Raw genomic sequence first — 14,191 nt, 5'->3', positions numbered from 1 at the left:
GCACCGGTGCCGGGTGCGACCGCGTAGTGCCCGGCGCCGACAACTCGTAGGCTGCTGGGTATGACCGAGGATGCCCCGGAGCTGCGCGCCTCCGACGCCGATCGTGAACGAGTCGCCGAGGTCCTGCGGGACGCCCTCGCGGAGGGGCGCCTCGACATGGAGGAGTTCGAGGAACGGCTGGACGCGACGTACAGGGCCCGGACCTACGGCGAACTCGCGCCGATCACCCGTGACCTGCCGTCCGGAGCGCAGGCCGCTCCCGTGCCCCGGGTGTCGATGGCCAAGAGCCCTGCGCCGAGCGGGAGTTGGTCGGGGCGGATCACCGGCGGCGAGGGGTCGTCGACCTGGGCCGTCGCCGTCATGTCCGGGTTCCAGCGCAAGGGCCGCTGGACGGTGCCGAGGCGGTTCAACAGCTTCGCCTTCTGGGGCGGCGGTGAGATCGACCTGCGTGAGGCGGACTTCGCGGCCGACGAGGTCGAGATCAACTGCGTCGCGATCATGGGCGGGATGCAGGTGATCGTGCCGCCCGGCGTCGAGGTCGTCGTGCGCGGCATCGGGATCATGGGCGGCTTCGACCACCGCGAGGAGGGCGTGCCGGGTGACCCGGGCGCCCCGCGCGTGATCGTGTCGGGCTTCGCCTTCTGGGGCGGGGTCGGTGTCGAGCGCAAGCTCACCCGGGCGGAACGGCAGGCCCTGAAGGAGGAGCGGCGCCAGGGGAAGCTGGACCGCAAGGCGTCCCTGCGGGAGCTCGGGGAGCCGTCGCACGGTGGCGTCCACGGGGCCCACGGCGGGATGCTCGACGGCCACCACGACCTGACGCGGGAGCGCAAGCGGGAACGCCGGCAGGAGCGGGACCGCCGGCGCCAGGGGGATGTCTGACCTCGGCGGAGTGCCGGCGTCGGCCGCGTGCCAGGCGGGGCGCTGACGTCGGCCGGGTACGGGTTACCGGCGTCGGCCGGGTGCCGGCGTCAGCGGCGTGTGACTACAGCTCCGCCGGTGCCGTCCCCTTCAGGTCGTCCAGGTCGAACGCGGCGGCCATCCGCCCGTACCCCTTGTCGTTCGGGTGGATGTGGTCGCCCGAGTCGTAGTCGGAGCGGAACCGGCGCGGGTCGTAGGGGTCCCGGACCGCCTTGTCGAAGTCCACGACGGCGTCGTAGACCCGGCCGGCGCGGATCTCGGCGTTGATGGTCTGCCGGACGTTCTCCCGGGCGTCGGTGTGGCCGCGGTGGCCGCCGAAGGGCATCAGGGTCGCGCCGACGACCTTGATGCCGCGGGCGTGGGCCTGGCGGACCAGTGTGCGCAGGCCGTCGAGGATCCGGCCGGGGTCGGCCAGGCGGGGGTTGCGCAGGATGTCGTTGATCCCGAGGTCGACGACGACGACCTTGACGTTCGTCCGGGCGAGCGCGTCCCGGCCGAAGCGGCTGACGCCGGCCTGGTTCTCGGCGGGGCGGCCGCGGGCGTCGGCGAGGACCTGGTTGCCGCCGATGCCCTGGTTGACGACGCTGTAGCGGGGCAGGTCCCGGCCCGCCGCGAGTGCCGCGCGCAGCCGGTCGGACAGCAGGTCGGGCCAGCGCTGGTTGGCGTTCACGGTCGAGTCGGCGCCGTCGGTGAGCGAGTCGCCGAAGGCGACGACGGTGCCCTCGGCCTCGTCGCTCAGCACGTCCAGCGCGGTCAGGTAACGCCAGTACTCGGTCTGCTCGGTGTACGCGGTCGCGGTGAGGTCCTCGGTGCGGTCGCCCCGGGCGGCGTACGAGATCTGCCGGGCCCGCGGGTGGTAGGTGACCGGGCCGGACGGCGTGGGGGAGTAGGTGGTGACCAGGATGTCGCTGTCCGCCGGGACGGGGAGGGCGACGGCGTCGCTCAGCACCTGCTGCCCGACCGGCACGACCACGCCGGTGCCGCCGCCGAAGGTGAGGCGCCGCATGGTCCGGGCGGCCGCCTCGGCGGTGCCGGCGCCGGCCGCGACGGCGATCGAGGCGTGCGTGATCGTCAGCGGGGACCGGCCGTAGAGATTGGACAGCGTGACGCGGGCACTCGTACCGCCGACGCTGGTGTGGACGACGTTGCGCACCGAGCGGCCCGCGAGGCCCTCGGTCTCGGTGCCGGGTTCGCCCCCGACGGGGGAGGCGGACCAGGTGGCGACCCAGTCGCCGGTGGAGGCGGGGGCGGCGGAGTTGTGCGAGGGGCGTCCGCCGGCGAGCGTGGCCCGGTCGCGCGTACCGGTGTCGGCCGCCACCCCGACGTAGAGGGCGGTGGACAGGACCACGATCACGGCGACGATCGTGGCGAGCAGGGCGTAACCGTGACGCCGGGTCATGCTGTGGTGTTCTCCTCGGGCGATGGGAGCCCCGGGCTCCGATCTGATGAACCCATGATGAGTCATGAGTCCGGGGAGAACTGGCAGCCCCCGGCCGCGTTCCCCCGACCGGACAGACGCCGGGAACTCCTGTTCCGTTCCGGGAGTCGGTCAGGAAGGGACAATGTGTGAGGGATCACCGAACGGGTGGAGCGGATGGAACGTACGGAAACGGGACCGAACGGCGAGGCGGCAGGGCAGCCCGCCCGCCCCGGCGCCTTCACGAACCGGGCCATGAACACCTTCAGCGCGGCCGACGAGGTGAAACAGCGCGGCGTACGCCGGATGAAACTCACCGCGACCGGCCTGCTGCTGTTCGTCGCGCTGGTGTACGTCCTCGCCGAGTGGGCCTCCCACCGGGGAGCGGGCGCCTGGGCGGGCTATGTCGCGGCGGCCGCCGAGGCCGGCATGGTCGGCGCGATGGCCGACTGGTTCGCGGTCACCGCGCTCTTCCGCCGCCCGCTCGGCCTGCCCATCCCGCACACCGCGATCATCCCCACGAAGAAGGACCAGCTGGGCGTCTCGCTCGGTGAGTTCGTCGGCGAGAACTTCCTCTCCGAGGACGTCGTACGGCAGCGGCTGCGGGCGGTGGGCATAGGCGGCCGGCTCGGCACCTGGCTCGCCGACCCCGAGCACGCGGACCGGGTCACGGCGGAGCTGTCGGCCGCGCTGCGGGGCGCCCTGACGGTCCTGCGGGACTCGGACGTGCAGGCCGTGGTCGGTGAGGCGATCACCCGCCGGGCCGACGCGCAGGAGATCGCGCCCGGCATCGGCAAGATGCTGGAGAAGGTCGTCGCCGACGGCGGCCACCGCAGGGCCGTCGACCTCATCGTCACCCGCGCGCACGACTGGCTGGTGCTGCACAGCGACTCCGTCATGGACGCCGTACAGGGCGGCGCGCCCGGCTGGACCCCGAGGTTCGTCGACAAGAAGGTCGGCGAACGGGTCTACAAGGAGCTGCTGCGCTTCTGCGCGGAGATGCGGGACATGCCCTCCCACCCCGCCCGCGGCGCCCTCGACCGCTTCCTCACCGACTTCGCCTCCGACCTCCAGTCCGACACCGACACCCGCGCGCGCGTCGAGCGGCTCAAGGGCGAGGTGCTGGGCCGCGGCGAGGTCCAGGACCTGATCGCCTCCGCCTGGACCGCCGTCCGGTCCATGATCGTCTCGGCCGCCGAGGACGAACGCAGCGAGCTGCGCCTGCGCGTGCGCGCCTCCCTCCTGTCCCTCGGCACCCGCATGGCCGCCGACCCGAAGGTCCAGGGCAAGGTCGACGGCTGGGTGGAGGGCGCGGCGGTGTACGTCGTCACCACCTACCGCCGTGAGATCACCTCCCTGATCACGGACACGGTGGCGGGCTGGGACGCCGAGCACACGACCCGCAAGATCGAGGCCAACATCGGCCGCGACCTCCAGTTCATCCGGATCAACGGCACGGTGGTGGGGTCGTTGGTGGGGTTGTTGATCTATGCGGTTTCTCGGGGGGTGGGGGCGTAGGGGGAGGGGTGCAGGGGGGACGAGGGGCAGGGGGAGGGGGAGGGGGCACTTCTTGGCGGGCCGAGTCGGTGCGCCCTGCCGGGCCACTTCTTGGCGGCCGAGTCGGATGGTGGGTGGGCACAGGGCCGGGGGGCTGGGGGCGGAGCCCCCAGGAGGCCGCTTCAGCGCCCGGTGCGGCAACAGCACCCGGCGTCCCGCCCGCGCCCGCGCCCGCCGGGGCGTAAAGCGGCAGGCGCCGGGCATCCGATCGGGATTCCGCTCAATGAGGAGGGAGGGAGCCCATGACCACCGCCAAGGCCAGCGGCAGCGTCCCCGACGAGTCCGGCCCCACCATCACCACCAGCATCCCCGCCCGCCTGGACCGCCTCCCCTGGTCCCGCTGGCACTGGACGATCGTCCTCGGTCTCGGCACCGTATGGATCCTCGACGGCCTCGAGGTCACGGTCGTCGGCAACATCGCCAGCCGCCTCTCCGAGCCCGGCAGCGGCCTGCCGATCACCTCCGGCCAGGTCACCGGCATCGCCGCCGCCCTCTACGTGGCCGGCGCCTGCGTGGGTGCCCTCTTCTGGGGCCGGCTGACCGACAAGTGGGGCCGCAAGAAGCTGTTCATGATCACCCTCGCGGTGTATCTCGCGGCCACCGCGCTCACCTCGATCGCCTTCGACACCTGGTGGTTCTTCGCCTTCCGCTTCCTCACCGGCTTCGGCATCGGCGGCGAGTACGCGGCCATCAACTCCGCGATCGACGAGCTGATCCCCAAGGAGTACCGCGGCCGCGTCGACCTGATGATCAACGGCAGCTTCTGGCTCGGCGCGGTCGGCGGGTCGCTGCTGTCGATCGTCGCGCTGAACACCGACATCTTCCCGGCGAACGTGGGCTGGCGGCTGACCTTCGCCCTGGGCGCCGTCCTCGCCCTGGTGATCCTCCTGGTACGACGCCACGTCCCGGAGAGCCCCCGCTGGCTGCTGATCCACGGCCGGGACGAGGAGGCGGAACAGATCGTCTCCGCGATCGAGCGGAAGATCGAGGCGGAGCGGGGTGAACCGCTGCCGCCGCCCGAGGGCGAGATCACCATCCACCAGCGCGGTGGTGTCACCTTCATGGAGATCGCCCGCACCGTCTTCTCCGACTACCGCAGGCGGGCCGTCCTCGGCTTCTCCCTCTTCATCGGCCAGGCCTTCCTCTACAACGCGATCACCTTCGGCTTCGGCGCGATCCTGACGACGTTCTACGACGTCCCGACCGGCGACACCGGCTACTACTTCGCCGTCATCGCGCTGGGCAACTTCTTCGGCCCGCTGCTGCTCGGCAAGCTGTTCGACACGGTCGGCCGAAGGGTGATGATCTCGGGGACGTACCTGCTCTCCGGCCTGCTCCTGTTCGGCACGGCCTGGCTGTTCGACCAGGGTTCGCTGAGCGCGAACACGCTGACGGCCTGCTGGTGCGCGGTCCTGTTCTTCGCTTCCGCGGGCGCCTCCAGCGCGTACCTCACGGTCTCCGAGATCTTCCCGATGGAGACCCGGGCGATGTCCATCGCCTTCTTCTACGCCCTCGGTACCGCGGCCGGCGGCATCAGCGGCCCGCTGCTGTTCGCCGACCTCACCGGCACGGGCAAGGTCGGCGACACGGTCCTCGCCTTCCAGATCGGCGCGGCCCTGATGTGCCTGGCCGGCCTGGTCGCGGCGGCCCTCGCCGTCCGCGCGGAACGCCGCTCCCTGGAGGACATCGCCCAGCCCCTGACGGCGACGGCGTCCTCCCCGGCCGCGACGGTGAAGAGCGACGCGTAGGAACCCCCCAGCCCGCGCCCACCCGTGCCCTTGGGCCGGCACGGGTGGGCGCAGGCGGCACCCCGCCGACACGGGCGAGTGACACCCGCCTGGCCCACCGAGGCCGGGGACCCTGCCCGAACCCGGAGACCGAGCCACCCCGCCCCACCCGTCCACCGTGACGACGGCCTCTACTGAGCGGCGTCGCGGCGTACCCGGTCACGGCGGCGCAGGAACAGGAGGCCGCCGGCGACCGCGGTGATCCCCGCGGCGGCCGTCCAGCCGACGATGTCGTCCGCGCCGGTGGCGGCGAGGTCGCCACGGCCACGGTTGCCGGCGGAGGGCGAGGGCGAGGGGGCAGCCGTACCGCCGGTCTGCGGCCGGGCACCGGAGCCCGCGCCGGAGTCGGTGGCGGTACCGGAGCCCGCGCCCGTGCCCGGGGCGGATGAAGCGGAGGCGCCGGCCGCCCGGCTCGGCGGAGCCGACGTGTCCACCGCCCGGTCCCGGGTGAACGCCAGCGTGCCGAAGCCCAGTTGGTCGTAGCCGCCGCTGTTGGGCCCGTAGTCCCCGCCACCGCCCTCGGGCGCGGCCTGCGCGGCGATGCGCGTGAGGTGGGTGGCGGACATCCCCCGCCGCTTGGTGTAGTGGTTGGCGATCATCGCCCAGACCGGCCGCCGCATGGCCGGGTCCACCGCGGCGGCGTCCGTCGCGGTCTCCTGCCCGGACCAGCCGCCGATCGCGCCCTTGGCGCGGGTGTTGGCCGTGTAGGCCACGTCACCGCCCATGCTCCACTTGGCCACGTACTGGGCGCCCTTGAGGAAACGGCTGTCGTCGTGGCCGTACAGGTCGATGCCCTGGTTCCAGGCCATCTCGCAGACCGTGCCCATCAGGCCGACGCCGAGCAGCGCGTGTCCCTGGTCACGGCCGGCCTCGACCCACTCGGCGAGTCCGTCGTCCCGCACCACGGGAATGGCGTGCCTGACGGAGCCCATCCCCTCGCCGTTCTTGAAGTAGTCGACGGCGCGGGCGATTTGAGCCGTGTCGTCGCAGAAGATGCCGGTCGCCAGGACGCAGGCCACGGCCGTGAGGTCCCAGTTGGGCCAGTAGTTGGTGACGACGGCGCCGTTGTGGTCGACCAGGAAGCTGTCGCTGAGCGGTGCGAAGACCGTGCTCAGCATGGACTGGAAGCGGCCGAGGTCGAAGTCCCCGTGGTCACGCACGAGTTCGGCGGCGTTCGCGAACTGGTAGCCGTAGAGCCCGGCGGCGAGGAACCGGTCCGCGCTGCCGTCCAGCTTGGTCAGCCTGGCCGACCAGGCGTTCAGGATCGCGACGGCGGTGTCGAGGTGCGCGCTGTCGCCGCTGACGTGTCCGCGCAGGGCGTTCTGGTAGGCGGCGTGGATGTCGTTGTAGAGCAGCGAGTAGTTCTCCGGGGTGCCCGATCCCCGGTACACGGTGGCCTGCGGGTCGGCCGTCCAGCCGGCGGCCGAGTGCCGGTTGGCGGCCAGCTTGGCGAAGCCGGCGGTGTGGGGGGCGGCGCCTGCCCGCACCTTGGCCGCCATACGGTCCAGGTCGGCGCGGGTGTGCAGCAGACCGGGATGCGCGGGGGCGGTGCCGGCCGCTGTCGCGGGGGCGGTGCCGAGAACCGTCGCGGTGGTCGTGGCGGTCGCGCCGGCGCCGACGGCTCCGGCCGCCTTGAGCATGCCGCGCCGGCTGATCTGTGGGGTCACGTACGTCATTCCTCGCGTGCCGGTGGCTGGGGACACTGAGGAGACGTCAGGAACTGACGGGTGATAACAAAAAGTGGTGAACTGCTGGGAGGGGTGGGGGTGTTGGTGTGTGCGGTGCCGCGGTCCCGCGCGGGCGACGGTGCCGAAGCGGGCATCGAAGGCCCGCCGACCGCCCTCCCGGGGCAGGCCCCACATGGTGCGAGGCCCCCGTCGTCTCGCAGCTCACCGGACAGCCCCGAAGCCACCACCGTGCCCGCGGACACCGCCCGGACCGGCCGCTCAGCCCTCCCGGCCGGCGGCTGAGCGCACCAGCCAGGAGCCGCGCCTGCGCCGCCCCCGCCCGGCCGACGGGCCCGCCGGGCGACCGGCCGCCAGATCGACCAGTTGGCCCACCGACGGGCCGACGGGCCGACGGGCCGACGGGCCGAAGTGCCGACGGGCCGCCGGGCTGGCCCACCGACGCCGACGGACCGGCCGGCCGCCGGCAGCTGCGCCCCACCGGCCTTCCGTGCAGCCCTCGCGCCCCACCGGCCTTCCGTGCAGCCCTCGCGCCCCACCGGCCTTCCGTGCAGCCCTCGCGCCCCACCGGCCTTCCGTGCAGCCCTCGCGCCCCACCGGCCTTCCGTGCAGCCCTCGCGCCCCACCGGCCTTCCGTGCAGCCCTCGCGCCCCACCGGCCTTCCGTGCAGCCCTCGCGCCCCACCGGCCTTCCGTGCAGCCCTCGCGCCTGCGCCCCACCGGCCTTCCGCGCAGCCCTCGCGCCCCACCGGCCTTCCGCGCAGCCCTCGCGCCCCAGCCCTTCGCTCAGCTCTTCCGGTCGGCCACCGCCCACGACGCCAGCGCCACCGCGCCCGCGACCCCGAACACGGACGGCCAGGCGCCCACCTTCTTGGCCAGGGGGTGGGACCCGGCGAAGGCGGCGACGTACGCCGCCGTCAGCGCGCCCGCGGCCTTCCCGCCGGCCCGCCGCCGCCACTGCTGCGCGGCCGCCGCTCCGGCGACGGCCAGCACGGCCCCGCCCAGCTGCCGCTTCTTGGTCCACCGGGCCACGCCGTAACCGCCGACGATCCCGCCCGCCGCGACCACCGCGCTGGGAACCTTCGCCATGCCTGCCTCCCGCTCACTCACCCGTACACCTAGCCGAATCCGTACCCGAGGCTAACGCGCGGACGCCCCGGCTCCCCGGACCTGAGCCTGGGCTTGTCAAGTTTTCTCCCGCGAGCTATATAAGAAGGCGTAGGGCATCGCACGGACAGCACCTGAAGAGAGGAGTGAACTGTGATGCTCATGCGCACGGACCCCTTCCGTGAACTCGACCGGCTCACGCAGCAGGTGTTCGGCTCCACAAGCCGCCCCTCCGCGATGGCCATGGACGCCTACCGGTCCGGGGACGACTTCGTCGTCCACTTCGACCTCCCCGGCATCGACCCCGAGACGATCGAGCTGGACGTCGAACGCAACGTCCTGAACGTCCGCGCCGAACGCCGTTCCCCCGCCCCCGAGGACGCGGAACTGCTCGTCGCCGAACGCCCGGCGGGTACCTTCACCCGCCAGCTCTTCCTCGGCGAGACCCTCGACACGGAACGTATCGACGCCTCGTACGAGGCCGGCGTCCTGACCCTGCGCATCCCGGTGGCCGAGCAGGCCAAGCCGCGCCGCATCCAGATCTCGGGCGGCGGCGGCGACCGCAAGCAGCTCAACAGTTGACGAAGGGAAGGATCACGCGGCACTGACCGCATAGTGCGAAGCACCAGACAGCTGACAGCTGACAGCTGACAGCTCAGAGTTCAGAGCTCACAGCTCACAGCTCACAGCTCACAAGAGACAAAACAGGTATCCCCAGCACAAGGCGTCCCGCGGGCATCCCCCTCCCGCGGGACGCGCCACGCACCACGCACCACGCACCACCCGGAGCGATCCGGAGGAGGAGGAGCCCCGACGTGACCGTACTGAGCGTCCAGCCCATGCCACAGCAGAGCGGCGACGGACCGGACAGGCCGAGATGGACCGACCTGGTCGAGGCCGTACGGGAGGCCGGCCAGTACCCGACGACGGCCGAGGCGGAACGTGTCATCCGCGTCGTCCTGTCGGCCCTCGGCGGCCATGTGATCGGTGACGAACGGGTCGACCTGGCCCGCGCCCTGCCCCAGGAGGCGGCCCGGGTGGTGGCGTCCCAGATCCCGGCGACCCGCCCGCTGACCGCCGCGGAGTTCGTCGACGCGACGGCCACTCGCATCGAGGGAGCCACCCAGGCCACTGCCCGCTGGGACGTCAGCTCGGTTCTGGGCGTCCTGCCCAAGCTGGTCGGCGACGACCTGATCGACCGCATCCTGACCCAACTCCCGTCCGGCTACGCCCTGTTGTTCGGCCGCGCGGAGCTGATCCCCACGGCGTGAGCCCTACTGGACTTCGCCCTGCCCGGCCCCGGCACCGGCCTCTCCCGACCCCACCCCGGTGGCCCTGGCGGCCCCGTCGGCTCCGGCGGCCCGGGCCGCCCGCTCCGACGCGTAGCCCGCGGAGACGGCACACCCGGCACCGGCCAGGGCGAAGCCCAGCGCGGCGGCGTTGACGTACCAGGGGACGTCACCGTTGTCGTAACTCCCGCCGTCACGAACCCCACCAGCACGGCTCCCGCTGTGACTCGTCTCGCAGACGAACCCGAGGGGGATGAAGGACACCGTGTAGTCCACGATCTCGACACCCTGCTCGGCCCTCTCCAGCCAGCCCGGCGTACGGCAGGACTGGACCGGCGCCGAGTCCGTGCCCCCGTCCTCCGCCGTCATGAACGCGCCGGCGACGATCAGCAGCCCCCACGCGTACGCGGCGGCCGCGACGGAACCACACAGGGCGGCGAGCCCGCGGAACAGCACGGGCGCGCCGGAACGCCGTACGCCGCGCTCGGCCAGGGCACCGCAGCCGTACCCGCACAGCGCGAAGGCGGTCACCGCAGCGACCACGGCGAACAACAGCATCAGCAACCACATCGCGCCCCCGCACCGATCCGTAGGAATGCCTGCGCCGATCACCGGGACCGGCGCGCCCGTCAGGGATCATCGAATCCGCAGAGTCCAGCAGCAGACGGCGGAGCGAGCTATGGCGGACCCCACAATTCCGGCAACAGCACTGTCACAGCCCGACCGTGACCGCTCCAGCCGACCGTGCCGAAGCGATCGCGCCATTCCTGCACGCGCTTTCCTGAACCTTCTCTCAAGTACAACCTTTGGCCGAGTGTGAACGTCCGTAGAACAACAGCTGACTTTTTTTGGGGGAAAGTTCATGCTCAAAGTAAGCATCGTGGTGCCCGTGTACAACGCGGGCCGGTATATCGATCTGTGCTCGCCCTCGCTCCTCGACCAGAGCCTGGGCAAGGACGCCTACGAGGTCATCTACGTCGATGACGGCTCCACCGACGACTCCGCCCAGCGCCTCGACCAGCTGGCGGCCCGTCACCCGCACGTACGCGTGATCCACCAGGAGAACTCCGGCTGGCCCGGAAAGCCTCGCAACGTCGGCATCCGGATGGCCCGCGGCGAGTACGTCCAGTTCGTCGACCAGGACGACGAACTCGCCCTCGACGCCCTCGAACACCTGTACCGCCTGGCCACCCGCAACGGCTCCGACATCGTGCTGGGCAAGGTCGTCGGCACCATGGCGGGACCCAGCAACGTCTTCAAACGCACCGTCGAGCGCTGCACGGTGGAGAACGCGCCCCTCATCGAAAGCCTCACGCCGCACAAGATGTTCCGGCGCGAGTTCCTCCTCGACGAGGACCTGACATTCCCCGAGGGGCCGGTGCGTCTGGAGGACCAGCTGTTCATGGTCCGCGCCTATCTGCGCGCCAAGACGGTCTCCATCTTCGCCGACCGCCCCTGCTACATCTGGAAGCGTCGCGAGGACGGCGGCAACACCAGCAGCCGGGCGACCGCCCCGGAGGACTACTACGGCCACCTGCGCACGGTCGTCGACGCCATCAAGGAGGAGACCGAACCGGGTCCCCTCCAGGACCATTTACTGCGCCGCTCCTACCGCGTCGAACTCCTCCGTCCGGTCGGCGAACCCCGCGCCCTCCAGCGCACCGGCAAGGCCCTCGAACGCTACTTCGACGTCGTACGGAGCATGGCCCTCGACGCGTACCCGCCGGGCGTGCGCGACGGCCTCCCGGCACTCACCAGGCTCAGGGCGCACCTCCTGGAGGAGGGCCACCTGGACTCCCTCGTCGAACTCGCCCGCCGCACCCGGGGCATCAAGCCCGACCTCACCGTCGACGACGTCCGCTGGCGCGCCGGCAGACTCCACGTCACCACCACGATCGGCATGCGCCGGGCCGACGGCGAACCCTTCACGCTCGTCGAACGGTACGGCCGTATGCTCCTGGACCCCGAGCTGCTGGCGGGCATCAAGGGCGCCGAGAACTGGGAGGCCCCGCACCCCCTGGGACACGCCTACGGCGAACTCCTCGTCCACGACTCCGCCCGTGACCTGTGGTGGTTCCCGGACGCCGACCTGACCCCGCGTACCGAACCGCTCGGCGCCGGCCGCCACCGGGTCGTCCTCACCGGCGAGACGGTCATCGACCCGCTCACCCTGGTCGGCGGCGGCGCGATGGAACCCGGTACGCACGTGGTGTGGGCCAGCGCCCAGCTCCTCGGCGTCGGCCGCAGGGCCCGCGTCAGCCGCCCCGAGGACCGCTCGATCCTCGGCGCGGTGCGGGTCGGCACCCCACCCCGGCTGGTCATCCCGGCCTGGTTCGGCCAGCACGCCCAGCTCAGCATGTCCGTGGGCCGGCCGGGCGACGCCACCGTCCCCCGCCACCTCCTCCTCCGCACGACAGGCGTCCCCCGAGTCCGCCGCGCGGCCCGCACAGTCCTCCACCACCTCCCGACAGACGTACGCCACCGGGCACGCACGCTCGCCCGCAGGGCGGACCCCTGGAGCAAGAAGGGCTGAGGGCCCGGGCCAGCGGAGTCCGAGGGAAAGGCGGAGCCTGAGGAGAAGCCGTCAGGTGGGACGGGAAGCCACCGGGGAGAGACGCCCGCCCGCGAGTGAATGGGGCCGCGGGACCAGCCCCCCTCCGAAGCCCGACCTAGGGCGGAGGTCCGGCGCCCTGTCTCACCCCTAGCCTCACGCTTTCATGAAGCAGGCTGTCCGGCAGGTGGTCAGCTCAGCAAAAAGTGCCCCTGACCAGCAAGAATGAGGATTGTCGAGGTCCTTGTTCCCGCTGAAACCAGAGGCACTTTCCAGGTGAAGCAGCCTATAGGTTCCTATCCCCTTGTGCGTGTTCAGGGTGACGGCCGTCAGGTCTTCTCCCAGGCCGGGTCCGTCCTGCTGGTCGAAACGGTCCGCAAAGCCGGTCTCGACCGGGTGTTGTCCTCAGCGCTTGCTCCGTGGCGGAAGCCGCGGGCCGTCCACGACCCGGCCAAGATCCTCCTGGACGTCGCGCTGGCGGTCGCACTCGGCGGGGACTGTCTCGCCGACATCGCAACGCTGCGGGCCGAGCCGGCCGTGTTCGGGCCGGTCGCCTCCGACCCGACGGTCTCCCGCCTGATCGACACCCTTGCCGCCTCGAGCGAGAAGGCACTGACCGCCATCCGCGCGGCCCGGTCCGAAGTCCGCGTCCGGGTCTGGACGTTGGCCCGCGACCGGGCTCCGGACGCCGGTGGGCAAGTCACCGTGGATCTGGACGGAGTGCTGGTCATCGCCCACTCGGACAAGCAGGACGCCGCCCCGACCTGGAAGAAGACCTACGGTCACCACCCGCTGATGGGCTTCGTCGACCACGGCCCCGGTGGCACCGGTGAACCTGTCGCCTGCCTTCTGAGAGCGGGCAACGCGGGCTCGAACACGGCCGCCGACCACATCGAGGCCGCCCGCCTCTCCCTCGCCCAGCTGCCCACGAAGTACCGGCGCGGGCGACAGACCTTGATCCGCTGCGATTCCGCGGGCGGCACCCACGAGTTCGTCGCCTGGCTCGCCCAGCGCGGGCGTTGGCTGTCCTACTCGGTCGGCATGGTGATCACCGAGGCCATTCACCAGCACGTTCTGAAGATCCCGGCATCGGCATGGACGCCGGCCGTCGAGACCGGCGGCGAGGTCCGCGACGGGGCCTGGGTCGCTGAACTCACCGGCGACCTGCTTGAGGGCTGGCCGAAGGGCATGCGGCTGATCGTCCGCAAGGAACGGCCGCATCCCGGGGCCCAGTTGAGAATCACGGATGCGGACGGCATGCGGATCACCTGCTTTGCCACCAACACCGCCGGCCGTCCCATCGCCGAACTCGAGCTCCGTCACCGGCTGCGGGCCCGGGCCGAGGACCGCATCCGAGCTGCCGCGCGACGGGCCTGCGGAACCTGCCCCTGCACGACACCGCACAGAACAAGGTCTGGCTGGAGATCGTCCAGATCGCTCTCGACCTGCTGGCCTGGATGCCCATGCTCGCCCTGACCGGCCAGACCCGGCTCTGGGAACCCCGCCGCCTCCGCTTCCGCCTGTTCTCCGCAGCCGCCCAGCTCGTCACCACCGGCCGGCGCCGCATCCTCCGCCTCGCCCGCCACTGGCCCTGGACCCGGGAGATCACAGACGCCCTCGCACGGCTCGCACTCCTGCCGAACCCGGGCTGACCAGCAGCTTCCCTACCCCTGCGAGTAGCACCACCCCACCCGGAGCAGTGGAACCCGGCGCCCACCCGACGCGACACTCGGGCCCACAGCCTGCCCGGCATCAGCCACCGAAAGCGAAACGGCCCACCGACTCCGTCGGCGGACCGTCACGAAAGATCGAGGCTAGGACCCCAACGCCCTGACATAAGCCACCAACTGGCTCCAACTGAAGGTCGCCGAAGCTCCGGAG

10 protein-coding genes and 1 pseudogene are annotated in these 14,191 nt (G+C 71.9%); 7 read left to right on the top strand and 4 right to left on the bottom strand.

The genetic code is table 11. The features are described 5' to 3' along the window. Positions 1 to 60 precede the first annotated feature (60 nt). Positions 61 to 879, top strand: a complete 819-nt coding sequence (locus QQS16_RS17150; protein WP_286062636.1) for a DUF1707 SHOCT-like domain-containing protein — start codon at positions 61 to 63, stop codon at positions 877 to 879. A gap of 103 nt (positions 880 to 982) precedes the next feature. Here the strand turns inward: QQS16_RS17150 and QQS16_RS17145 are convergent, their stop codons facing one another. After that, on the bottom strand, positions 983 to 2,317 hold the full coding sequence (locus QQS16_RS17145; RefSeq protein WP_286062635.1) for an SGNH/GDSL hydrolase family protein: 1,335 nt from the start codon (positions 2,315 to 2,317) through the stop codon (positions 983 to 985). A gap of 195 nt (positions 2,318 to 2,512) precedes the next feature. On the opposite strand from QQS16_RS17145, the gene QQS16_RS17140 reads away from it, so the two are divergent. Continuing rightward, positions 2,513 to 3,853, top strand: a complete 1,341-nt coding sequence (locus QQS16_RS17140; protein ID WP_502963805.1) for a DUF445 domain-containing protein — start codon at positions 2,513 to 2,515, stop codon at positions 3,851 to 3,853. Positions 3,854 to 4,134: 281 nt separating this feature from the next. Then, positions 4,135 to 5,640: an MFS transporter gene (locus QQS16_RS17135; RefSeq protein ID WP_286062632.1), complete on the top strand. Its 1,506-nt coding sequence runs from the start codon at positions 4,135 to 4,137 to the stop codon at positions 5,638 to 5,640. 170 nt (positions 5,641 to 5,810) lie between these two features. On the opposite strand, the gene QQS16_RS17130 is transcribed toward QQS16_RS17135, so the two are convergent. Together QQS16_RS17130 and QQS16_RS17125 are read right to left on the bottom strand one after the other, a co-directional pair. Beyond that, positions 5,811 to 7,355: an alginate lyase family protein gene (locus QQS16_RS17130; protein ID WP_286062630.1), complete on the bottom strand. Its 1,545-nt coding sequence runs from the start codon at positions 7,353 to 7,355 to the stop codon at positions 5,811 to 5,813. A 794-nt stretch (positions 7,356 to 8,149) separates the two neighbouring features. Next, entirely contained in the window at positions 8,150 to 8,452 is a 303-nt protein-coding gene (locus QQS16_RS17125; protein WP_286062629.1) for a hypothetical protein, read from the bottom strand. A 174-nt stretch (positions 8,453 to 8,626) separates the two neighbouring features. On the opposite strand from QQS16_RS17125, the gene QQS16_RS17120 reads away from it, so the two are divergent. Further along, positions 8,627 to 9,052, top strand: a complete 426-nt coding sequence (locus tag QQS16_RS17120) for an Hsp20/alpha crystallin family protein (RefSeq protein WP_286062627.1) — start codon at positions 8,627 to 8,629, stop codon at positions 9,050 to 9,052. A 257-nt stretch (positions 9,053 to 9,309) separates the two neighbouring features. Next, a complete protein-coding gene (locus QQS16_RS17115) occupies positions 9,310 to 9,741 on the top strand; it encodes a DUF2267 domain-containing protein (protein WP_286066356.1) in 432 nt (143 codons plus the stop codon). A 3-nt stretch (positions 9,742 to 9,744) separates the two neighbouring features. Here QQS16_RS17115 and QQS16_RS17110 read toward each other — a convergent pair whose 3' ends face one another. Beyond that, positions 9,745 to 10,317, bottom strand: coding sequence for a hypothetical protein (locus QQS16_RS17110; protein WP_286062626.1), 573 nt, complete (start codon positions 10,315 to 10,317; stop codon positions 9,745 to 9,747). Positions 10,318 to 10,621: 304 nt separating this feature from the next. On the opposite strand from QQS16_RS17110, the gene QQS16_RS17105 reads away from it, so the two are divergent. Next, a complete protein-coding gene (locus QQS16_RS17105) occupies positions 10,622 to 12,292 on the top strand; it encodes a glycosyltransferase (protein ID WP_286062625.1) in 1,671 nt (556 codons plus the stop codon). A 294-nt stretch (positions 12,293 to 12,586) separates the two neighbouring features. Next, a pseudogene (locus QQS16_RS17100) lies at positions 12,587 to 13,962 on the top strand (IS1380 family transposase). The last annotated feature ends 229 nt before the right edge of the window (positions 13,963 to 14,191 follow it).

The organism is Streptomyces sp. ALI-76-A (genome assembly GCF_030287445.1).
In the GTDB taxonomy this organism is placed as follows: domain Bacteria; phylum Actinomycetota; class Actinomycetes; order Streptomycetales; family Streptomycetaceae; genus Streptomyces.
The sequence above is the reverse complement of the archived record's forward strand: the minus strand, read 5'-3'. Positions and strand labels throughout refer to the sequence as shown.

Excerpts from the sequence above, each read along its gene's own strand:
- QQS16_RS17150 (WP_286062636.1), top strand. The coding sequence starts at position 61 with ATGACCGAGGATGCCCCGGAGCTGCGCGCCTCCGACGCCGATCGTGAA.
- QQS16_RS17145 (WP_286062635.1), bottom strand. The coding sequence starts at position 2,317 with ATGACCCGGCGTCACGGTTACGCCCTGCTCGCCACGATCGTCGCCGTG.
- QQS16_RS17140 (WP_502963805.1), top strand. The coding sequence starts at position 2,513 with ATGGAACGTACGGAAACGGGACCGAACGGCGAGGCGGCAGGGCAGCCC.
- QQS16_RS17135 (WP_286062632.1), top strand. The coding sequence starts at position 4,135 with ATGACCACCGCCAAGGCCAGCGGCAGCGTCCCCGACGAGTCCGGCCCC.
- QQS16_RS17130 (WP_286062630.1), bottom strand. The coding sequence starts at position 7,355 with ATGACGTACGTGACCCCACAGATCAGCCGGCGCGGCATGCTCAAGGCG.
- QQS16_RS17125 (WP_286062629.1), bottom strand. The coding sequence starts at position 8,452 with ATGGCGAAGGTTCCCAGCGCGGTGGTCGCGGCGGGCGGGATCGTCGGC.
- QQS16_RS17120 (WP_286062627.1), top strand. The coding sequence starts at position 8,627 with ATGCTCATGCGCACGGACCCCTTCCGTGAACTCGACCGGCTCACGCAG.
- QQS16_RS17115 (WP_286066356.1), top strand. The coding sequence starts at position 9,310 with ATGCCACAGCAGAGCGGCGACGGACCGGACAGGCCGAGATGGACCGAC.
- QQS16_RS17110 (WP_286062626.1), bottom strand. The coding sequence starts at position 10,317 with ATGCTGTTGTTCGCCGTGGTCGCTGCGGTGACCGCCTTCGCGCTGTGC.
- QQS16_RS17105 (WP_286062625.1), top strand. The coding sequence starts at position 10,622 with ATGCTCAAAGTAAGCATCGTGGTGCCCGTGTACAACGCGGGCCGGTAT.